Origin of the sequence: Phenylobacterium sp. (assembly GCF_030681155.1) — a bacterium.
Lineage (GTDB): Bacteria > Pseudomonadota > Alphaproteobacteria > Caulobacterales > Caulobacteraceae > Phenylobacterium.
The window spans coordinates 1-19,286 of record NZ_JAUXXE010000019.1 but is presented as its reverse complement, the minus strand read 5'-3'; the positions used below and the strand labels follow the sequence as shown (position 1 = coordinate 19,286).

Here is a 19,286-nt window from a genome sequence, read left to right as displayed (position 1 = left end):
CCCATGAGAGCGGATGTCGAGGCCTCCAAGGCCGACATCGAGCAGTCGATTGAACTGCTCAGGAGGCGACTTTGACTGGGAACCTTCCCTAAGAAAGCTCGATGAGCTGAACGCCCGCGTCGAGGATCCTACCCTGTGGAATGACGCGGCGGCCGCCCAGGCAATCAGCCGCGAACGCAGCAAGCTGGCGGCCCAGATCGAGGCCGTGCAGTCGCTTGAGCGCGATCTGGCCGACGCTGTCGGCTATGCCGAGATGGCCGACGAGGACGGCGACGAATCCTCACTCGATGAGGCTCGCGCCCAGCTCAAGGGTCTGAAGGAACGGGCGGCGCGCGCCGAGCTCGAAGCTCTGCTCTCGGGCGAGGCGGACGGCAACGACGCTTTCGTTGAAATCAATTCCGGCGCCGGCGGCACCGAGTCCAACGACTGGGCAGGCATGCTGCTGCGCATGTACAGCCGCTGGGCCAACGCCCACGGCATGACCGTCGATTTCCTGGAAGAGACCCCGGGCGAACAGGCCGGGATCAAGTCGGTCACCCTGCAGGTCAAGGGCCCCAACGCCTATGGCTGGCTGAAGACCGAGGCCGGTGTTCACCGCCTGGTCCGGATTTCGCCTTATGACTCGGCAGCCAAGCGGCACACGAGCTTTGCGTCGGTATGGGTCTATCCGGTGGTCGACGACACTATCGAGATCGAGATCAACCCGTCCGATGTTCGCACCGACACCTACCGCGCGTCCGGCGCGGGTGGTCAGCACATCAACAAGACCGACTCCGCCGTGCGCCTGACGCACATTCCGACCGGCGTGGCCGTGGCCTGCCAGTCGGGTCGCTCGCAGCACCAGAACCGCGAGGAAGCTTGGAAAATGCTTCGCGCGCGGCTCTACGAGTTGGAACTGCAGAAGCGCGAGGCCGAGGCCCAGGCCCTGGAAGACCAGAAGACCGACATCGGCTGGGGTCACCAGATCCGCTCCTATGTCCTGCAGCCGTATCAGATGGTGAAGGACCTGCGGACCGACGTGGAGACCTCCGACACCCAAGGTGTGCTGGACGGCGATCTGGACGCCTTCATGGGCGCTTCGCTGGCCCAGAGGGTTGGCGTCACCCGCGAGGCCGGCGCCTAGGCGAAGTTGCTTTTGGCCCCGCCTGCGCGTTCTGATCGGCAAGGCTGACAGAAAACAGGGTGCGACATGCAACGGGTCCATTGCGAGTGGGGGCTGAGCGGGGTGCAAGCCCTGCGCGAGCGGGTCGCCGTGATGGTGATCGTCGATGTCTTGTCGTTCTCGACTGCTGTCGATGTGGCGGTGCATCGACATGCCCGCATCCACCCGTTCCCCTATGGCGACGATGAAGCCGCGCGCGCCGAGGCCACGCGGCTGGGGGTGCGGTTAGCGGCCAGCCGCAAGGCCGGCGGGCAACTCAGCCTTTCGCCGGCCAGCCTGATGAAGCTGAACCCCGGCGAGCGCCTGCTGCTGCCCTCACCGAATGGTTCACGCCTGTCGCTGGCCTGCGGCCGGGCCGCTGTCCTGGCTGGCTGCCTTCGCAACGCCGAGGCGGTCGCCTTCAAGGCTCTGGCCTTGGCGGAGGGCGCGGACATCGCGGTCATCCCGGCCGGCGAGCGCTGGCCCGACGACAGCCTGCGGCCGGCGATCGAGGATTTGCTGGGGGCAGGGGCGATCATCGCGGCCCTGAAGCTCAATGGAGAGCCCGAGGCCGAGGTGGCGCGCGACGCGTTCCTCAGCGCCCAGCCTCACCTGGCGCATACCCTGCGTGGGTGCCGTTCAGGCCTTGAGTTGATCGGGCGTGAGCACGCCATGGACGTCGAGATCGCGCTCGAACTGAATGTCAGCCACTGCGCGCCGATGCTGAAGAACGGCGCCTACGAGAACGCAGCGGCCTAGGCGCTCTTGGCTTCGTCCGGCGCGGCCAGGGCGACCGGGGCTGGGCGTTGGAACTTCAGGCTCCGTCCCTGGAAGAATGCCCCGGTCTCGACCGACAGCGCTTCATGGGTGATGTCGCCATCGACATAGGCGGTGCCATAGAGGCGGACCTGCTTGGCGGTCAGCGTTCCAATGATGCGCCCCCGCACATCGACGGTGTCGGCGTGGATAGCGCCTTCGATGTGGCCGGTCTCGCCGATCGTCAGGTGTCCGATGCGGACGTCGCCACGGATCACGCCATCGACGTGAAGGTCACCCTCGCCAGCGACGCCGCCTTCGATGGTGATGTCTTCGCTGATCAGGGAAGCGGGACGGGGCGTCTTGCGCGCAGGGTCGCTGGACTGTGCCGACAGGGACGCATCGGACTTCACGGAAGCCTTTTCGGGCTTAGCCGTTTTGGAGAACATAATCGCCAGCCTTTATGAACCGATTGGGGTTCTGGGCTCGACCGTTCACCCAGACCTCGTAGTGCAGGTGCGGCCCCGTGGACCGCCCTGTCGAACCCATCGCGCCGATGCGCTGGCCCACCGCGATGCGCTGGCCCGGCTGCACGGCGATGCCGTTCAGGTGGGCGTAGCGCGTCTTGAAGCCGCGTCCGTGATCGACCTCGATGGTGTTGCCATAGCCCGAGCGGACGCCGGTGAACGACACCACGCCGGGCGCGGTCGAATAGATCGGAGTGTTGGAAGCCCCGGCGAAATCGAGCCCGGAGTGGAAGGCCGGGCGCCGTGTGAAGGGATCGAAGCGCACGCCGAAGCTGCTGGTTTGCGGGGTGAGCGTGGTCGGCCGGGCGAAGGGCAGCTTGGTCGCTGCGTCGGCGAGCGAGCCAGCCTCGGAAAGGTTGGTCGCGGCGTGCTGGATGCGCTCGGCGAAGCCCTCATCGACGTCCAGCACGGCGGCCAGGGCGCGCGGGTCCTTGGCTTCGATCAGCGGGCCGCCCAGCGAGCCGGACTTCGGCATGTAGGACGATGGCGTCAGGCCGGCGAGCCGGAAGGCCAGGCGCAGCCGGTCGGCGCGCGTCTTGGCGAAATCGTCGGCGGCGTCGATCAGGCGTTCCTGGCCGGCGCGCACCATCTCGATGCGGCGCAGCGGGCTCGAATTGGCCGGCGCGTTGGTCGCCTTCTCGATGGCCGGGGTCAGGGCGGCGGTCGCGCCGGGCTGGCCCTTGATCTCGGTCAGCAGCATCGCGAGCGCTGCATGGCGGCGCTCGACGGTGACGGCCAGGGCGTCCACGCCGCCTTCATTGGCGTTAAGTTGGGCCACGGCGCTGTTGAGGCGCGCCTCGCGGTCGGCCACCAGGCGCTCGGACTTGGCCTGCATACGGGCCAACTCTTGGTCGTGCCCCGACAGGGCCATGGCGTTGACCATCATCGCCGCGGTGCTGACCCCCATCCAGAGCGCGCCAGCGGCGACACCGCCGGCGATCATCATCTGACGGCCGGACGTTAGGACGAACGAGCGCATTTCTCCGCCGGAACGGACGTAGAGATGCCTCTCAGGGAATAGCTCTTCGAGCGATCGGCGGAGGCGCGCGAAGCGTGTCATGCTCACCGTATCGATTACGGAACCAGGGTGCCGCGGATATGCAATGAGTTTTGGATAACGCGCAAGGCCAATCACCCTGCAACGTGTGCGAGCGGGTGCGCTTCAAGTATCCAGATGTTTGGTTAACGAGACCTGAGCGTAACCGCTAGATACGGCGTCGCTTGGGCCTCGCGCCAATCACAGATCGCAACATGTCGCGACAAATCTACAACAGGAGCGCGTACCGGAGGGTTCCGTCACGACGTCGTATTCGCCGCTTCTGCGACGACCCGCCGCAGCCTCCAACGCTTAAGCTTGTAAGGCTTGGGCGGCTTTCAGCACCTCGGCCGCGTGGCCAGGCACTTTCACTTTGCGCCAGATCCGCGCCAGCTTGCCCTCGGCGTCGATCAGGTAGGTGGAGCGTTCGATTCCCATGTACTTGCTGCCGTACATGTTCTTCTCGACCCAGGCGCCGTAGCGCTCGATCATCGCGCCTTCGGGGTCCGAAGCCAGCGGGACCGCAAGGTCGTACTTGGCTGTAAACTTCGCGTGACTGGCGACACTGTCCTTGGAAACGCCGAGCAGGGCGACGCCGGCTTTTGCGAAATCGGCGGCCAGGGCGGTGAATTCCTGGGCCTCCTTGGTGCATCCGGCCGTGTCGTCCTTCGGGTAGAAGTAGACGACCAGCGCCTTGCCCTTGAAGTCGGCGAGCGTCACCGCGCCGTCAGCGCCGGCGAGTTCGAAGTCTGGCGCGGGCGCGCCAGGAGCTAGTTCGGACATCTTGCTCTCCGTGGGGTCCCCAACCCTGTTCGTCATGACCGAGCAGACCCGGCCATGACGAGCAGTTCGTGGTTCTAGACCGGCTTCACCAAAACGATTTTCTTTTTGCCGGCCGCGAGCTTCACGACGCCGTCGACCAGATCGGCCGATGTGATCGTGCGATTGGCGTCAGCTTCAGCCGCATCGTTGACTCGAAGGCCGCCGCCTTGCGCCAGGCGCCGGGCCTCGCCGCGCGAAGCGGCCAAGCCGGCGTCGGTCGCCAGGGCGGCCAGGACGACGCCCGCCTCCAGGTCGGCGGCGGCGATCTCGAAGGTCGGCATGTCGCCGGAGACGCTGCCGACTTCAAAAGCGACGCGTGCGGCTTCGGCGGCGGCGTGCGCCGCTTCCTCGCCGTGCAGCATCCGCGTGGCCTCGTTGGCCAGCACTTTCTTGGCCTCGTTGATGTCGGCGCCCTGCATGGCTTCGTACCGGGCGATGTCCTCCATCGACAGGTCGGTGAATAGCTTCATGAAGCGTCCGACATCGGCGTCCTCGGTGTTCCGCCAGAACTGCCAGTAGTCGTAGGGGCTGCGCATGTCGGCGTTCAGCCAGACGGCGCCGCCCACGGTCTTGCCCATCTTCTGGCCAGAGGCCGTCGAGAGCAGGGGCGTGGTGAGGCCGAACGACGGCTTCTGATCGACGCGGCGGATCAGCTCCACGCCGTTGATGATGTTCCCCCACTGGTCCGAGCCGCCCATCTGCAGGACGCAGCCGTGAGTACGCTCCAACTCCAGGAAGTCCGTGGCCTGCATCAGCATGTAGTTGAATTCGAGGAACGTCATCGGCTGCTCACGCTCGAGCCGCAGCTTGACGCTGTCGAAGGTCAGCATCCGGTTGATGGTGAAGTGCACGCCGTAGTCGCGCAGGAACTGGACGTAGCCGAGTTTGTCCAGCCAGTCGGCGTTGTCGACCATCACCGCATCGGTGGGGCCGTCGCCGAACGTCAGGAAGCGCGCAAAGCTGACCTTCATGCTGTCGATATTGGCCTTGATCTGCTCGTCGGTGAGCAGCGGGCGCTGGGTGTCCTTGAAGGTGGGGTCGCCAACCTTGGTGGTCCCGCCGCCCATCAGCACGATCGGCTTGTGGCCCGCCTGCTGCAGCCGACGCAGCATCATGATCTGGATCATGTGCCCGACGTGCAGGCTTGAGGCGGTGGCGTCGAAGCCGATGTAGGCCGTGATAGGCCCCTTGCTGGCGGCTTCATCCAGTTCCACCGGGTGGGTGATCTGGTGAATGTAACCGCGCTCCTGCATGGTCTTCAGGAACTGGGACTTGAACGGCTGATCGGCGGACATGGGGCGGTCTTCTGAAGGCTGGGATTCTGCAGGGCGCTGTAACACGCCGCTATCGGGATTTTCGAGGGACATCTGACAGGCTCCTGATCGGCGAGAGGCCGGAAACCGTCAATTTGCGTGAGATGCGGCACCGACCTGTAAGGGGTGGCGCAAGGGATCGTCCGCGCCTGCTCTAGGGCAGGCGGTAATAGCGGCCGGCGATGGTGACGCGGGTGATCATGGCGACTAGCTACGGCGCGCACGTCGTGGCAGTCAAGCTCCATGCGAGTTCTCGGGTTCATGACCGGCACCTCTCTCGACGCCTGCGACATGGCGATCTTGGAGACGGACGGCGAAACGATTTCGGCTTTTGGCCCCGCTGGAGACCGGAAGCTGACGGAGGCTGTTCGCGACATCGCCCTCGCCGCCACCCGTGAGGCGCTGCAGTGGACGCGCGGGACGCCGGAGCCGGCCATCTTCAACGAAGCCGCGCTGGCCGTCGCGCGGGAGCATTTCGAGGCCGCCGAAGGTTTCCTGGCCGAGCACGGACTGAGCTGGGCGCAGATCGACCTTATCGGCATGCACGGCCAGACGGTGCTGCACGAGCGACCGCAGGAGGGCCGCGTCGGGCGCACGGTGCAATTGGGCGACGCCCAGTGGCTGGCGAACGCCACAGGCGTCCCGGTCGCTTATGACTTCCGGACGGCCGACGTGGCGGCGGGCGGGGAGGGCGCGCCGCTCGCCCCAATCTACCATCTGGCCCGGGCCAGGGCTTCGGGCCTGGAGGCGCCGCTGGCGGTCCTGAATGTCGGCGGTGTGGCGAACGTCACCTTCTGGGCGGGCGGGGACGAGATCGCCGCCTTCGACACCGGCCCCGGCAACGGGATGATCGACCTGCTGATCCAGGATCGGGGAGCCGGCCGCTATGACGCCGGTGGTCACTACGCCAGCGTCGGACAGGTGGACGAAGGCGTCCTGCGCGGCCTGCTCGGCCATCCCTACTTCCAGGCGCCGCCGCCCAAGTCGCTGGACCGCTACGACTTCTCGCTGGATTCGCTGGAGCACCTTAAGCTTGAGGACGCCGCCGCGACCCTGGTGGCCTTCACCGCCGAGGCCCTGAAACTGGGCTTCGACATGATGGGCGGGGCGCCGAGCGAATTGGTGGTCTGCGGCGGCGGCCGGCACAATCCAGAGATCATGAAGGCCTTCGCCGAGCGGCTGAGCGTTCCGGTGAAGACCGCCGAGGACCACGGCTGGCGCGGCGACGCCATCGAGGCCGAGGCCTTCGCCTATCTGGCGGCGCGCACGGCTCGAGGCCTGCCGATTTCGTTTCCCAAGACCACGGGCGTCCCGGCGCCGATGACCGGCGGGCGTATCGCCCGGCCGGCGACTTAAGATCAGGAGCAAGTATGTCCAAGGCGGTTTGGTTCGCGGGTGTGGCCGCGGCGATGGTGATGGTCGGTTCGGCCCAGGCGCAGGACGCGCAGGCCCAGGTTCCGGCCGCCAAGCCCTATGACGCCGCGGTTTTCGCCAAGGCCAAGGCGCTGCAGCCCAAGGTCATCGCCTGGCGCCGCGATCTGCATGAGCATCCCGAACTCAGCAACAGCGAGGTTCGCACCGCCAAGGTGGTCGCCGACCATCTGCGCAGCCTGGGCATGGAAGTGCGCACCGGAGTCGGCAAGACCGGGGTCGTCGGTATCCTGAAGGGCGGCAAGCCCGGCAAGGTCGTGGCCCTGCGCGCCGACATGGACGCTCTGCCGGTCGCCGAACAGACCGGCCTGCCGTTCGCCTCGAAGGTTACGGCGCAATACAACGGCCAGACCGTGCCGGTGATGCACGCCTGCGGCCACGACAGCCACGTCGCCATCCTGATGGGCACGGCGGAAATCCTCGCCGGCATGAAGGACCAGATCGAGGGCACGGTCGTCTTCATCTTCCAGCCCGCCGAGGAAGGCGCGCCGATGGGCGAGGAGGGCGGCGCCCCGCTGATGGTCAAGGAAGGCGTGCTGAAGAATCCCAAGGTCGATGCGATCTTCGGTCTGCACGCGTTCCCTGGCCCTGTCGGCGCCCTGGTCTGGCGTCCGGGCCCGATGATGGCCGCTTCGGACCGCTACGAAATCCAGCTCAAGGGCCGCCAGGCGCACGGTTCGACCCCTTGGGTCGGGATCGACATGTCCTCGCTGACCGCCGACATCGTCACCGCCTTCAACCAGATCGCCGCCCGCCAGGTGAATGTCTCCAAGACCCCCACCGTGCTGACCGTGGCCACCCTGCATGGCGGGCTGCGCTACAACATCATCCCCGAAGACCTGACCATGACCGGCACGCTGCGGACCTTCGATCCGGGCATGCGCACCGACGTCATCGCCCGCGCCGAAAAGGCAGTGACTTCGATTTCCGAGCGCTATGGCGCCACGGCGAAGTTCAACTGGGGCACGCCGAACCCGGTCACCGACAACAATCGCGACCTGACCGCCCAGATGAAGCCGACCCTGGCTCGCGCCGCCCAAGGCCAGGTCAAGGACGACATCGACTTCATCATGGGGGCGGAGGACTTCTCCTACTTCCAGAAGGAAGTGCCGGGCTTCTTCTATCACCTGGGCGTCGGCAACCCGAAGGGCGCCAATCACTCGCCGTTCTTCGACGTCGACGAGCGCGCGATGGAGACCGGCGTGCGGGCCCAGGCGCTGATGGCGCTAGATTTCCTGAAGTCGGGAGGCTGACGGCAAAAAGCCGAGGCTGGCGGTGGCCGGCCTCGGCTTTGATCCCCGTGGGGAAGGAGCGGTGTCGCTCCTAGATCAGATCGGGTCGGCTTCGATCCGCTTGTCGAGATAGCTGCCGACGCGGCGTTCGACTTCCGGCAGGTGCTCAGCCCAGAAGTGAGTGGCGCCGTCGACGACCTCGTGGTCGATGACGATGCCCTTCTGGGTCCGCAGCTTGGAAACGACGCGCTCGACCTCGACGGGCGGAACCACGGTGTCGGCGCCGCCGTGCAGGATCAGGCCAGAGGCCGGGCAAGGCGCCAGGAAGCTGAAGTCGTACATATTGGTCGGCGGCGAGACCGAGATGAAACCGTCCGTCTCAGGGCGGCGCATCAGAAGCTGCATGCCGATCCAGGCGCCGAATGAATAGCCGGCGACCCAGCATTGCGAGGCGGCGGGGTTGTTGGTCTGCAGCCAATCGAGCGCTGTGGCAGCGTCGGCCAGTTCGCCGATGCCGGAATCGAACTCGCCCTGGCTGCGGCCGACGCCGCGGAAGTTGAACCGCAGGGTCGAGAAGCCACGCTTCATGAACAGGTGGAAGAGTTGCACCGCCACCGGGTGGTTCATCTGCCCGCCGGCCTTCGGGTGCGGATGCAGGATCAGCGCGATGGGCGCCGTCTCGCTCTTGCCCGGGGTGTAACGGCCTTCAATCCGCCCGGCCGCACCGGTCAGAACCACTTCTGGCATGCTATTCCTCTCAGCAGGCGTAGCGTCTAATACTTGACTAACGCGCTTGGTCTTCCTAGATCGCGACCGTCGGCCAGTTCCGGCGACAAGCCCCGTGCAAGCCGGGGCCTGTAACATACGGGCTGTGCCAAAAGCTCGAAAAAAAGCACTGAGGTTATACGGAGCGACATGCGCCTTTCGACCAAGGGACGATATGCGGTGATGGCCATGGCCGATCTTGCGCGCCGTCAGGCCGCGCTGGCCGAGGGCGATCGCGCCGTGACCCTGGCTGAAATCGCCGCCCGCCAACAGATTTCGCTCTCCTACCTCGAACAGCTTTTCGCCCGCCTGCGCCGTCGCGGCCTGGTCAAAAGCCTGCGTGGCCCAGGTGGCGGTTACCGGCTGGCCCGCGAGGCCGAGCACACCAATATCGCCGACATCGTCATGGCCGTGGATGAGCCCCTGCGCGCCACCCGGTGCGGCAAGAGCAAGGGCTGCATGCTCAAGGGCGAGCGCTGCATGACCCATGACCTCTGGGAAGAGATGGGTCGGCAGCTCGAAACCTATCTCGCCTCGGTGTCGCTCGAGGACCTGGTCAGCGGACGCTTGTCCGACCGGGAGTCGAGGGCCGCATGAGCAGCATCTATCTCGACTACAACGCGACCGCGCCGATCCGCCCCGAGGCGATCGACGCGATGACGCGCGCCTTCGCGGTAGGCGGAAATCCGTCGTCGGTGCACGCGGCCGGGCGTTCGGCCCGCGCGATCGTCGAACATGCCCGCAATGAGGTCGCCGCCCTGGTCGGCGGCCCGGCCTCGACCGTGATCTTCACGTCAGGCGGCACTGAAGCCAACGCCCTGGCAATCGAGAGCGCTGTCGCCACCGGCTCCAAACGCCTGATCGTCAGCGCCGTTGAGCACGACAGTGTGCTGGAAAGCGCCAAGGCGAGCGGTGCGGCGGTGGAATATCTGCCGGTGACCGCCGATGGCGTCGCCGATCTCGAATGGCTGAGCGCGCGGCTCGCGAACTGGGACGCCGCCGACGGCCGGCCCTTCCTGGCCCTGATGCTTGCCAACAACGAGACCGGCGTCATTCAGCCGGTGCGTGAAGCCTCTGAAATCGTTCGCGCCGCTGACGGCTGGCTGCACGTTGACGCCATTCAGGCGGCGGGCAAGATCATCACCGACAGCCGCGCCTTAGGCGCGGACACCCTGGTCGTTTCGGCTCACAAGCTGGGCGGGCCGCAGGGCGTCGGGGCGCTGACCTTTGGCCCCCGCGCCACCATGGTGCGTCGCCAACATGGCGGCGGGCAGGAGCGCGGGCGCCGGGCCGGAACCGAGAATGTCGCCGGGATCGCCGGCTTTGGCGCCGCGGCCATGGCCTCGTTGCGCGACAAGGAAATTCAGGCCGGCTGGCGCGACGCCGCCGCCCAGCGCCTCAAGGCGCAGGGGGCGGTCGTGATCGGCGAGAGCGTCGTGCGCCTGCCCAACACCCTATGCATCGCCGCCGCCGGTTATGGTGCGGAGTTGCAGGTGATGGCTCTGGATCTGGCCGGGATCATGGTCAGCGCCGGCTCGGCCTGTTCGTCGGGCAAGGTGAAGGCGAGCCACGTGCTCGTCGCCATGGGCCTGGATGACCTAGCCAGCTGCGCGATCCGCGTTTCAGGCGGCTGGGCCACCACTGAGCAGGATTGGGCGGCCTTCGCCGCCGCCTGGGAACAAGTTCATTCCCGTCACGCCGCGCGTCACCGCGCGCCGGCGGCGTGAGGAGTTAGAGTAATGGCCGCCGTCAAACAAACCGTCGAACACGTCGAAAGCCTTGAGAAGTACAAGCACGGCTTCGTCACGGATATCGAGCAGGACTTCGCGCCCAAAGGGCTGTCCACCGACATCGTGCGCTTCATCTCGGCCAAGAAGAACGAGCCGGAATGGATGCTGGAATACCGGCTGGACGCCTATGAGCGCTGGCTGGCCATGGACGAGCCGGAGTGGGCCAAGGTCTACTTCCCGCGCATCGACTATCAGGACAGCTACTACTACGCCGCGCCGAAGGAGAAGACCGGCCCCGCCAGCCTCGACGAAGTCGACCCCGACATCCTGGCGACCTACGCCAAGCTGGGCATTCCGCTGCGCGAGCAGGAAGTGCTGGCCGGGGTGAAGGGCGCGCCGCGCTATGCGGTCGATGCAGTGTTCGACAGCGTCTCGGTCGTCACCACCTTCAAGAAGGAGCTGGCCGAGGCCGGGGTGATCTTCTGCTCGATGAGCGAGGCGATCCGCGAGCACCCGGAGCTGGTGAAGAAGTATCTGAGCTCGGTGGTGCCGGTCTCCGACAACTACTACGCCTGCCTGAACGCCGCGGTCTTCTCCGACGGCAGCTTCGTCTATGTGCCGCCGGGCGTGCGTTGCCCCATGGAGCTCTCGACCTATTTCCGCATCAATGCGGAAAATAGCGGCCAGTTCGAACGCACCCTGATCATCGCCGACAAGGGTTCGTACGTCTCGTACCTGGAGGGCTGCACCGCCCCCATGCGCGACGAGAACCAGCTTCACGCCGCCGTGGTCGAACTGATCATCCTCGACGACGCCGAGATCAAATATTCCACGGTCCAGAACTGGTATCCGGGCGACCCGGAAACCGGGAAGGGCGGCATCTACAATTTTGTCACCAAGCGCGCCGATTGCCGCGGCGACCGCGCCAAGGTGTCCTGGACCCAGGTCGAAACCGGCTCGGCGATCACCTGGAAATATCCATCCTGCATTCTGCGCGGCGAGAGCAGCGTCGGCGAGTTCTACTCGATCGCCATCACCAATGGTCGCCAGCAGGCCGACACCGGCACCAAGATGATCCACCTGGGCGCCAACACCCGCTCGCGGATCATCTCCAAGGGGATCAGCGCGGGCCGGTCGTCCAACACCTATCGCGGTCTGGTCTCGGCTCACCCCAAGGCCAAGGGCGCGCGGAACTTCACCCAGTGCGACAGCCTGTTGATCGGCAAGACCTGCGCGGCCCACACCGTGCCCTATGTCGAGGCGCGCAATGGCCAGTGCGTGTTCGAGCACGAGGCCACGACCACCAAACTGTCCGAAGACCAGTTGTTCTACGCTATGCAGCGCGGGCTCTCCCAGGAGGAGGCCGTGCAGCTTCTGGTCAACGGCTTCGTCAAGGACGTGCTGCAGGAGCTGCCCATGGAGTTCGCCGTGGAAGCCCAGAAGCTTGTCGCTATTTCCCTTGAGGGGTCCGTCGGATGACCCTCGCAACACCTGAGAGCCGCACGATGTCCCTCCGCCGCGCCTTCGAAGCCGAGCATGCCCGCCGCGACGCCGCCCGCCATGCCCGCGAGGAGGCCGAACGTCGGCAGCAGGAAGAAGACCTGGCGCGCGCCGAGCAGCTTTACAGCACGCTCAGCGAGGACGAGGCCTTCCTGCGGGACAAGGGCCTAGCCCTGGAGATCCGCCGCTACACGGTCAGCCTGCATCACGATGACTATCTGATCGACGCCTATTTCGAGGCCGGGACCATCAACGTCCGGGCCGGCGACAAACGCACCGCAAGCACCCCCACCGCCGCGCCGCGCAAGGCGAAGTTGGTGAACACGGTCGAGGAAGCCCTCGACGTGATGGCGCAATATCTGGCCGACGAGACGAACTGATGCTTTCGATTTCCAACCTGCACGCTGAGATCGATGGCAAGCCGATCCTGAAGGGCCTGACGCTCGACGTCCCGGCCGGGGAGGTCCATGCGATCATGGGGCCGAACGGGGCCGGCAAGTCGACGCTGTCCTATGTGCTGACCGGTCGCCAGGGCTACGAAGTGACCGAGGGAACCGCGACGCTGGACGGGGAAGACCTGCTGTCGCTCGACCCGAGCGAACGCGCCGCGCGCGGCGTCTTCCTGTCGTTTCAATATCCGCTGGAGATCCCAGGCGTTCCGGCCCTGACCTTCATCCGCACCGCGATGAACGCCCAGCGCAAGGCGCGGAGCGAGGCCGAGATCACCGCGCCGGAGTTCCTGAAGCTCGCCCGCACGACAGCCGCCTCACTGAAGATCGATTTCGAAATGCTCAAGCGAGCGCTGAACGTCGGCTTCTCGGGCGGTGAGAAGAAGCGGATGGAAATCTTTCAAATGGCGATGCTTTCGCCGCGCTTCCTGATCCTGGACGAGACAGATTCCGGCCTCGATATCGACGCCCTGAAGATTGTCGCCGACGGCGTGAACGCGATGCGCAGCCCGGACCGGGCGATGCTGGTGATCACCCACTATCAGCGGCTGCTCGACTACATCAAACCCGACCGCGTCCATGTGTTGGCCGGCGGCCGTATCGCCGAGAGCGGCGGCCCTGAACTGGCGCACGAATTGGAACGCGAAGGGTACGACAAGTACGCGAGGGCAGCTTGAGCCTAGCCGCCGCCCTTAAGGCCAGCGACGTCACCCTGCTGCCGAGCAAGCGTGACGAAGACTGGAAGTGGACCGACCTGCGCGGCCTGCTGCGCGTTCTTCCGCCGCCGTCGCAGCCCTTCGTGGGCGAGGCGCCGGTCGGGCCGTTCGCAGGCCTCGCCAATCTGCCGATCCATGTCGTCAACGCCAGCGATCCGGTGGTGATCCGCAGCGCTTCAGCGGCGCCCTATGTCGTGGCGCTTCACTTTGCGGCGCTGGGCGGCGGATCGCACTCCGCCACCGCGCAGATCGAGTTGGCGGAAGGCGCCAACCTGATCCTGCTGGAAAGCTACGAGGGCGATGACGCCGACTATGTCGCCAACCTGGATCTCAAGATCTCAGTGGGCGCCAACGGCCGCCTGGAGCGGATCATTCTGGCCGCTGACGGCGTCAATGCGGTCAGCGTTTCGACGGCTGATGTGACGCTCGGCGCGGGCGCTCAGCTGGCGCAGACGGTGCTGACCGACGGCGCGCGGCGTCAACGTATCGAAACTCGCGTTGCTCATCCGGGCGCGGGCGCCAGCGTTCGCCTAGACGCGGCCTATCTGCTGGCCGACAAGCGTCACGCGGACCTGACCACCGTGGTCGAGCACCAGGGTGTCGATGGGACGACCAGCCAGCTGACCAAGGGCGTGGTGCGCGACCAGTCGCGCGGCGTGTTCCAGGGCCGGATCGTCGTGGCCGAGGGCGCCGACCGCACCGACGCGCGGATGGGCCACCATGCGCTGATCCTGTCGGACAAGGCCGAGATCGACGCCAAGCCTGAACTGCTGATCTTCGCCGACGATGTTCAATGCGCCCACGGCAACACCATCGGCGCCTTCGACGAGGACGCGCTGTTCTACGCCCAGCAACGCGGCATGCCCGAGGACGTCGCTAGAGGCCTGCTGACCGAGGCGTTTGTCGGCGAGGTCATCGACCGGATCGAACATGACGGCGCACGCGAGGTGGCCAAGGCTTGGGCCGCCAAGGGCTTGGGGCTTTGACCATGGCCTTTGACGTCGAAGCGGTCCGCGCCGACTTTCCGATCCTCAGCCGTCAGATCAATGGCAAGCCGCTGGTCTATCTGGATAGCGGCGCATCGGCCCAGAAGCCGCGCGCGGTGATCGAGGCCATGACCAGGGTCATGGAGCATTCCTACGCCAACGTGCACCGCGGCCTGCATACCCTGGCTAACGAGACCACCGACGCCTACGAGGCCGCCCGCAAGTCGGTCGCGACCTTCATCAACGCTGAGCTTGGCGAGATCGTCTTCACCAAGGGCGGAACCGAGGCGATCAACCTGGTCGCGGCCGGGATCGGCGCCAGTCTGAAGGCCGGCGACGAGATCGTGCTCAGCGAGATGGAGCACCACGCCAATATCGTGCCGTGGCACTTCCTGCGCGAGCGCCTCGGCGTGGTCCTGAAGTTCATCCCCGTACTCGATGACGGCCGCCTGGATATGGAGGCCTTGCCGGGGCTGCTGACGGCGCGGACCAAGGTCGTCGCGGTGACGCACATGTCCAATGTGCTCGGCACCATCAATCCGGTCGCGGAGATCATCGCCCAGGCGCATGCCGCCGGGGCCAAGGTGCTGCTGGACGGGTGCCAGGGCATTGTCCACATGCCGGTGGACGTGAAGGCGCTGGACGTCGATTTCTACGTCTTCTCGGGCCACAAGCTCTATGGCCCCACGGGTATCGGCGTTCTCTACGGTAAGGCCGCCGAACTCGCCGCCCTCCCGCCGTATCAAGGCGGCGGTGAGATGATCGGCGAGGTCAGCCTCGAGAAGATCACCTATGCCGACCCGCCGCACCGGTTCGAAGCCGGCACTCCGCCGATCATCGAGGCGATTGGGCTGGGCGCGGCCATTGAATGGCTGAACGGCCTCGACCGCGAGGCAATTGCTGCGCACGAAGCGAAGATCTACGCCCGGGTCCGGGAGGGCCTGAGCGGCGCCAACTGGCTGCGGGTGCTGGGCGATGCGCCGGGCAAGGGCGCGATCTTGTCCTTCACCATCGACGGAGCGCATGCTCACGACGTGGCCCAGATCCTGGACCGCTACGGCGTCGAGGTTCGCGCCGGAACCCATTGTGCCGAGCCCCTGATGCGACGTTTCGGCGTTACATCCTCCGCTCGGGCTTCCTTCGCCCTATATAATACGGAAGGGGAGGCCGACTTCTTCGTCGACGCCCTGAACCGCACCCGGGCCTTTTTTGCTTGAGCATGCTTATGGATGACGCGACCGCCATCGAACCGACCAGCACGACTCCGCTGAGCCAGGCGGAGCTTGATGCTCTGACGGATCAGCTGATCGAGAAGCTGAAGACGGTGTTCGACCCGGAAATCCCGGTCGACATCTACGAGCTTGGCCTCATCTACAAGGTCGATGTTTCGGACGAGAAGAACGTCGCCATCGATATGACCCTGACCGCCCCGGGTTGCCCTGTGGCCGGCGAGATGCCGGGCTGGGTGCAGGACGCGGTGAAGGAAATTCCGGGGATCGGCGAAGTGAAAGTTGATCTGGTCTTCGACCCGCCGTGGGATCCATCTCGGATGTCCGACGAGGCGAAGCTTCAACTCAACATGTTCTGACACCATATAAGGCTGAGCATGACCGACCTTAACCTCACGCCCGCGCCCCGCGTCCGCCGCCCCCGGCCGAAAGTCGTCACCCTGACCGACGCTGCGGCCGCCCGTGTTCGCGAGATCATGGAGAAGGCCGAGAAGCCCTATGCGGGCCTGCGGGTGGGCGTGAAGAACAGCGGCTGCGCCGGTCAGGAGTACATTCTGGAATATGCTGAGACCACTGGTCTCCTGGACGAGGTGGTCGAGGACAAGGGCGTGACCATCCTTATCGAGCCCAAGGCGGTGCTGTTCCTGATCGGCACCGAAATCGATTATGTGACCACCAAGCTGTCGTCGAAGTTCACCTTCCAGAACCCGAACGAGACTGACGCCTGCGGCTGCGGTGAAAGCGTCACCATCGAGCCGGCCAAGGCCCACGACGCCTAGCCGGCTGCGGTCGCCTCAACGTTTGTAACGCGCCGCTGGCGCGCGCGCCGCGCTTCCCTAGACTTGGCGTCACGCGATAGCGGAGGCTGGGCATGATCGGGGCGCGGGCGGACCTGCAGCGGAAACGCACGGGGCACGAGCATAATCGTGTCACCTATATCGAGCTGTTTTTCGATCTCGTCTTCGTCTTCGCGATCACCCAGCTCTCACATTCGCTGCTTGAACATCTAACGCCGCTTGGCGCCATCCAAACCGCCCTGCTGTTCCTCGCGGTTTGGTGGGTATGGATCTACACTTGCTGGATCACCAATTGGCTGGAGCCGGACCGCACGCCCGTCCGGTTGATGCTCTTGGTCCTCATGCTTGGGGGCCTGATGCTCTCGACCTCGCTGCCTCGGGCGTTCGAGGACCGCGGCCTGGCCTTCGCCGGCGCCTACGTCTTCATGCAGGTCGGGCGCTCGCTGTTCGTGATGTGGGCCCTGCGCGGCCACAACGAGGGCAACTATCGGAATTTCAAGCGGATCACGACCTGGCTGGCCGGGTCCGGCGTGCTGTGGATCGCCGGCGGCTTCGCGGACGAGGGCGCACGGCTGGCCCTTTGGGCGTGCGCCATGTTGATCGATTTCGCCGCGCCGTCGCTGGGCTTCTGGACGCCGGGCCTGGGCCGTTCGACGACAGCCGACTGGGACGTCGAGGGCGCGCACATGGCCGAACGGTGCGCGCTGTTCGTCATCATCGCCCTGGGCGAGTCGATCCTGGTCACGGGGGCGACGGCGGCCAATCTGGAGCCCAGCGCTGGAGTGATCGGCGCATTCCTGGCCGCCCTCGTCGGCAGCGTGGCGATGTGGTGGATCTACTTCGACGCCGCCGCCGAGCGCGCCAGCACGCAGTTTGTCTCCTCAAGCGATCCCGGGCGGGTGGCGCGGCTGGCCTACACCTACATTCACTTGCCCTTGATCGCCGGGGTGGTGGTCACCGCGGTCGGGGACGAGCTGACCCTGGCCCATCCGCACGGTCATATGCACCTCAGCACCGCCGCTGTCCTGTTGGTGGGGCCTGGGCTCTACCTGCTGGGCGATCTGCTGTTTCGAAGCGCCACGACGGGACGCTTGCCGCGCGCACATCTCGGGGGCCTTTTGGCCCTCGCGGTCCTGGCGGCTCTCGCGATGAGAATGACGCCCGTGGTCTTGAGCGGCCTTATCTCGGCAGTGCTGGTCGTGGTGGCGGCCGCCGAGACGATATGGGTGCGGCGCGAGCGGGCCCGCGCCGGCGCCTAGCGGCCCGTAAACGCCGCTGGGCGCTTCTGGAGGAAGGCGAGAATGCCTTCGCGGCTGTCTTCCGTGCGGCCGGCGTGCTTCTGGGCGACCCGCTCGGCGTGAAGCTGCTCGGCCCACTCCTCGTCCAGGCTTTGCCAGACCAGCTTGCGGATGGCGCCCAGCGCTTTGGGGCCGGTGGCCAGCGCCTTGGCCAATTCCATTGCTGTGGCCATCAACTGGTCGTCGGGAACGCAGCGGTTGACCAGGCCCCATTCGAGGGCCGTCTTGGCCGGGATCTTGTCGCCCAGCAGAGCCATCTCCATGGCGCGCGCCTTGCCGATCAGCCGGGGCAGCAAATAGGTCGAGCCGCCATCCGGCACCAGGCCGATCCGGCGGAAGGCTTGCAGGAAGTAGGCGCTCTCGGCGGCGACGATGATGTCCCCCATCAGGGCCAGCGAGCAACCGACGCCCGCGGCTACGCCATTGACCGCCGTGACGATCGGGATCGGATATTCCCGGAGCGAGGTGACGAAGGGGTTGTAGATGGTTTCCAGGGCAGCTCCAGCATCGGGGCCTTCGGGATCTGGCGCCTCGGCGCCCGGTCCGCCGCGGCCGGAGAGGTTCGCGCCTGAGCAGAAACCGCGCCCTTCACCGGTCAGCACCACGCACCGCACCGTCTCGTCGCCCTTGAGGGCCTCGAAGGCGTCCTGCAACTCGGCCATCAGGTCGAGGCCAGCTGCGTTCAGTGTGGCGGTGTCGTTCAGGGTCACCACGGCGATGCCGTCGTTCACCGACGTCTTGATCTTGGAATAGGCCATGGCTCGCTCCCTCGTGCGTCTCTTTGGACGATCTAAACGAGGATACCCCGGCGTCAGGCTAGGACAAAAGCGGGGTCAGGCGGCGGTCTGCACCGTCTCGGCGCTGGTCACGCGATTGCGGCCCGAACGCTTGGAGACATAGAGCGCGCTGTCAGAGCGTTCCATCAAGCTGTGAGCGCTTTCCCCACGACGCATCTCAGCCAGGCCCGCTGAGACGGTGATGGCTCCCAGATCGTCATTGGTGGAGCGACGCTTGAGCATGCGCGAGGAGACTTCCTCGCGGATTTCCTCGAGCACCACGGCCGCGATCTCGGCGCTTTCGCGCGGGAAAATCAGCGCGAACTCCTCACCGCCGTAGCGCGCGGCGAAGCGCGGCGGGGCGCCGACGCGGCCAATGACGCTGGCGACATAGCGGATCACCTGGTCGCCGGTCTGGTGCCCCCAGGTGTCGTTGAAGTTCTTGAAGTGGTCGATGTCGATGACCGCCAGGGTCAAACTCAAACCGTCGGCCTCGGCGTCAGCGCAGGCTCGCGCCAATTCCTCGTCGAACGCCTTGCGGTTGGCCAGGTTGGTCAGGCCGTCAGTCGTGGCGTCGCGCCGAACCTGCTCTAGGTGCTCGCGTAGTTTCGCTACCTCGGAGGTGGACTCCGAAAGCCGCTGTTCGAGCGACTTGTTCTCGCGTTGGACCCGCTTGGTCGCAACGCTGAGGTTGTCGACCATGGTCCTCAAGTCCGCCGGCTCGTCCATATCCGCGAGGGACTTCGAAGCGCCGGCCAGGGTCTGGCCATAGGCTTCGCTGG

21 protein-coding genes are annotated in these 19,286 nt (G+C 65.9%); 14 read left to right on the top strand and 7 right to left on the bottom strand.

What is annotated here, in order from left to right; all coding sequences use genetic code 11:
* Positions 1-3 precede the first annotated feature (3 nt).
* Together prfB and Q8M13_RS03765 are read left to right on the top strand one after the other, a co-directional pair.
* Positions 4-1,123, top strand: a protein-coding gene (gene prfB / locus Q8M13_RS03770; protein WP_305298306.1) for a peptide chain release factor 2 whose coding sequence is annotated in 2 segments (ribosomal slippage) — positions 4-72 and positions 74-1,123 — 1,119 coding nt in all. Because the reading frame shifts where the segments join, the coding sequence is not laid out codon by codon here.
* A gap of 66 nt (positions 1,124-1,189) precedes the next feature.
* Positions 1,190-1,900, top strand: a complete 711-nt coding sequence (locus tag Q8M13_RS03765) for a 2-phosphosulfolactate phosphatase (protein WP_305298304.1) — start codon at positions 1,190-1,192, stop codon at positions 1,898-1,900.
* Here the strand turns inward: Q8M13_RS03765 and Q8M13_RS03760 are convergent.
* From Q8M13_RS03760 to tyrS, 4 genes are all read right to left on the bottom strand, one after another.
* Complete coding sequence (locus tag Q8M13_RS03760) at positions 1,897-2,310, bottom strand: polymer-forming cytoskeletal protein (RefSeq protein WP_370869938.1); 414 nt, start codon at positions 2,308-2,310, stop codon at positions 1,897-1,899. The two genes, Q8M13_RS03765 and Q8M13_RS03760, sit on opposite strands and share 4 nt — an antisense overlap.
* Positions 2,311-2,326: 16 nt before the next feature.
* A complete protein-coding gene (locus Q8M13_RS03755) occupies positions 2,327-3,490 on the bottom strand; it encodes a M23 family metallopeptidase (RefSeq protein ID WP_305298302.1) in 1,164 nt (387 codons plus the stop codon).
* A 282-nt stretch (positions 3,491-3,772) separates the two neighbouring features.
* Positions 3,773-4,243: a peroxiredoxin gene (locus Q8M13_RS03750; RefSeq protein WP_305298301.1), complete on the bottom strand. Its 471-nt coding sequence runs from the start codon at positions 4,241-4,243 to the stop codon at positions 3,773-3,775.
* Positions 4,244-4,317: 74 nt separating this feature from the next.
* Positions 4,318-5,649, bottom strand: a complete 1,332-nt coding sequence (tyrS, locus tag Q8M13_RS03745; protein ID WP_305298300.1) for a tyrosine--tRNA ligase — start codon at positions 5,647-5,649, stop codon at positions 4,318-4,320.
* A gap of 189 nt (positions 5,650-5,838) precedes the next feature.
* Between tyrS and Q8M13_RS03740 the strand changes: the two genes are divergently transcribed.
* Both Q8M13_RS03740 and Q8M13_RS03735 read left to right on the top strand, forming a co-directional pair.
* Positions 5,839-6,951: an anhydro-N-acetylmuramic acid kinase gene (locus Q8M13_RS03740; protein ID WP_305298299.1), complete on the top strand. Its 1,113-nt coding sequence runs from the start codon at positions 5,839-5,841 to the stop codon at positions 6,949-6,951.
* A 14-nt stretch (positions 6,952-6,965) separates the two neighbouring features.
* On the top strand, positions 6,966-8,279 hold the full coding sequence (locus Q8M13_RS03735) for an amidohydrolase (RefSeq protein WP_305298298.1): 1,314 nt from the start codon (positions 6,966-6,968) through the stop codon (positions 8,277-8,279).
* 75 nt (positions 8,280-8,354) lie between these two features.
* Here the strand turns inward: Q8M13_RS03735 and Q8M13_RS03730 are convergent, their stop codons facing one another.
* Entirely contained in the window at positions 8,355-9,005 is a 651-nt protein-coding gene (locus Q8M13_RS03730) for an alpha/beta hydrolase (protein WP_305298297.1), read from the bottom strand.
* Positions 9,006-9,173: 168 nt separating this feature from the next.
* On the opposite strand from Q8M13_RS03730, the gene Q8M13_RS03725 reads away from it, so the two are divergent.
* From Q8M13_RS03725 to Q8M13_RS03680, 10 genes are all read left to right on the top strand, one after another.
* The gene (locus Q8M13_RS03725) at positions 9,174-9,620 is read left to right on the top strand and encodes an Rrf2 family transcriptional regulator (RefSeq protein ID WP_305298296.1); all 447 of its coding nucleotides are present in this window, start codon (positions 9,174-9,176) and stop codon (positions 9,618-9,620) included.
* The gene (locus Q8M13_RS03720; RefSeq protein WP_305298294.1) at positions 9,617-10,750 is read left to right on the top strand and encodes a cysteine desulfurase family protein; all 1,134 of its coding nucleotides are present in this window, start codon (positions 9,617-9,619) and stop codon (positions 10,748-10,750) included. Before Q8M13_RS03725 ends, Q8M13_RS03720 begins: the two co-directional genes overlap by 4 nt.
* 12 nt (positions 10,751-10,762) lie before the next feature.
* Positions 10,763-12,232, top strand: coding sequence for a Fe-S cluster assembly protein SufB (sufB, locus tag Q8M13_RS03715; protein ID WP_305298292.1), 1,470 nt, complete (start codon positions 10,763-10,765; stop codon positions 12,230-12,232).
* A 26-nt stretch (positions 12,233-12,258) separates the two neighbouring features.
* Positions 12,259-12,633 (top strand): hypothetical protein, encoded by a 375-nt coding sequence (locus Q8M13_RS03710; protein WP_305298291.1) that lies wholly within the window; start codon positions 12,259-12,261, stop codon positions 12,631-12,633.
* Positions 12,633-13,379, top strand: a complete 747-nt coding sequence (sufC, locus tag Q8M13_RS03705; RefSeq protein WP_305298290.1) for a Fe-S cluster assembly ATPase SufC — start codon at positions 12,633-12,635, stop codon at positions 13,377-13,379. Before Q8M13_RS03710 ends, sufC begins: the two co-directional genes overlap by 1 nt.
* The gene (sufD, locus tag Q8M13_RS03700) at positions 13,376-14,404 is read left to right on the top strand and encodes a Fe-S cluster assembly protein SufD (protein WP_305298289.1); all 1,029 of its coding nucleotides are present in this window, start codon (positions 13,376-13,378) and stop codon (positions 14,402-14,404) included. The genes sufC and sufD overlap by 4 nt, the downstream gene beginning before the upstream one ends.
* Positions 14,405-14,406: 2 nt before the next feature.
* Positions 14,407-15,621, top strand: a complete 1,215-nt coding sequence (locus Q8M13_RS03695; protein ID WP_305298287.1) for an aminotransferase class V-fold PLP-dependent enzyme — start codon at positions 14,407-14,409, stop codon at positions 15,619-15,621.
* Positions 15,622-15,629: 8 nt separating this feature from the next.
* Positions 15,630-15,992 carry an SUF system Fe-S cluster assembly protein gene (locus Q8M13_RS03690; protein WP_305298285.1) on the top strand — a complete coding sequence of 121 codons (363 nt, stop codon included), beginning with the start codon at positions 15,630-15,632 and terminating at the stop codon, positions 15,990-15,992.
* Between the two features lie 18 nt (positions 15,993-16,010).
* On the top strand, positions 16,011-16,412 hold the full coding sequence (locus tag Q8M13_RS03685) for an iron-sulfur cluster assembly accessory protein (RefSeq protein WP_305298284.1): 402 nt from the start codon (positions 16,011-16,013) through the stop codon (positions 16,410-16,412).
* A gap of 92 nt (positions 16,413-16,504) precedes the next feature.
* Complete coding sequence (locus tag Q8M13_RS03680; RefSeq protein WP_305298282.1) at positions 16,505-17,689, top strand: low temperature requirement protein A; 1,185 nt, start codon at positions 16,505-16,507, stop codon at positions 17,687-17,689.
* Here Q8M13_RS03680 and Q8M13_RS03675 read toward each other — a convergent pair.
* Both Q8M13_RS03675 and Q8M13_RS03670 read right to left on the bottom strand, forming a co-directional pair.
* Entirely contained in the window at positions 17,686-18,486 is an 801-nt protein-coding gene (locus Q8M13_RS03675; protein WP_305298281.1) for an enoyl-CoA hydratase/isomerase, read from the bottom strand. The genes Q8M13_RS03680 and Q8M13_RS03675 overlap by 4 nt on opposite strands.
* A gap of 75 nt (positions 18,487-18,561) precedes the next feature.
* On the bottom strand, positions 18,562-19,286 hold a 725-nt coding region (locus Q8M13_RS03670), incomplete at its 5' end, for a GGDEF domain-containing protein (protein WP_305298280.1).

Excerpts from the sequence above, each read along its gene's own strand:
- tyrS (WP_305298300.1), bottom strand. The coding sequence starts at position 5,649 with ATGTCCCTCGAAAATCCCGATAGCGGCGTGTTACAGCGCCCTGCAGAA.
- Q8M13_RS03730 (WP_305298297.1), bottom strand. The coding sequence starts at position 9,005 with ATGCCAGAAGTGGTTCTGACCGGTGCGGCCGGGCGGATTGAAGGCCGT.
- Q8M13_RS03765 (WP_305298304.1), top strand. The coding sequence starts at position 1,190 with ATGCAACGGGTCCATTGCGAGTGGGGGCTGAGCGGGGTGCAAGCCCTG.
- Q8M13_RS03690 (WP_305298285.1), top strand. The coding sequence starts at position 15,630 with ATGGATGACGCGACCGCCATCGAACCGACCAGCACGACTCCGCTGAGC.
- Q8M13_RS03720 (WP_305298294.1), top strand. The coding sequence starts at position 9,617 with ATGAGCAGCATCTATCTCGACTACAACGCGACCGCGCCGATCCGCCCC.
- Q8M13_RS03675 (WP_305298281.1), bottom strand. The coding sequence starts at position 18,486 with ATGGCCTATTCCAAGATCAAGACGTCGGTGAACGACGGCATCGCCGTG.
- sufB (WP_305298292.1), top strand. The coding sequence starts at position 10,763 with ATGGCCGCCGTCAAACAAACCGTCGAACACGTCGAAAGCCTTGAGAAG.
- Q8M13_RS03695 (WP_305298287.1), top strand. The coding sequence starts at position 14,407 with ATGGCCTTTGACGTCGAAGCGGTCCGCGCCGACTTTCCGATCCTCAGC.
- Q8M13_RS03685 (WP_305298284.1), top strand. The coding sequence starts at position 16,011 with ATGACCGACCTTAACCTCACGCCCGCGCCCCGCGTCCGCCGCCCCCGG.
- Q8M13_RS03735 (WP_305298298.1), top strand. The coding sequence starts at position 6,966 with ATGTCCAAGGCGGTTTGGTTCGCGGGTGTGGCCGCGGCGATGGTGATG.
- sufC (WP_305298290.1), top strand. The coding sequence starts at position 12,633 with ATGCTTTCGATTTCCAACCTGCACGCTGAGATCGATGGCAAGCCGATC.
- Q8M13_RS03710 (WP_305298291.1), top strand. The coding sequence starts at position 12,259 with ATGTCCCTCCGCCGCGCCTTCGAAGCCGAGCATGCCCGCCGCGACGCC.
- Q8M13_RS03750 (WP_305298301.1), bottom strand. The coding sequence starts at position 4,243 with ATGTCCGAACTAGCTCCTGGCGCGCCCGCGCCAGACTTCGAACTCGCC.
- Q8M13_RS03680 (WP_305298282.1), top strand. The coding sequence starts at position 16,505 with ATGATCGGGGCGCGGGCGGACCTGCAGCGGAAACGCACGGGGCACGAG.
- Q8M13_RS03740 (WP_305298299.1), top strand. The coding sequence starts at position 5,839 with ATGCGAGTTCTCGGGTTCATGACCGGCACCTCTCTCGACGCCTGCGAC.
- Q8M13_RS03725 (WP_305298296.1), top strand. The coding sequence starts at position 9,174 with ATGCGCCTTTCGACCAAGGGACGATATGCGGTGATGGCCATGGCCGAT.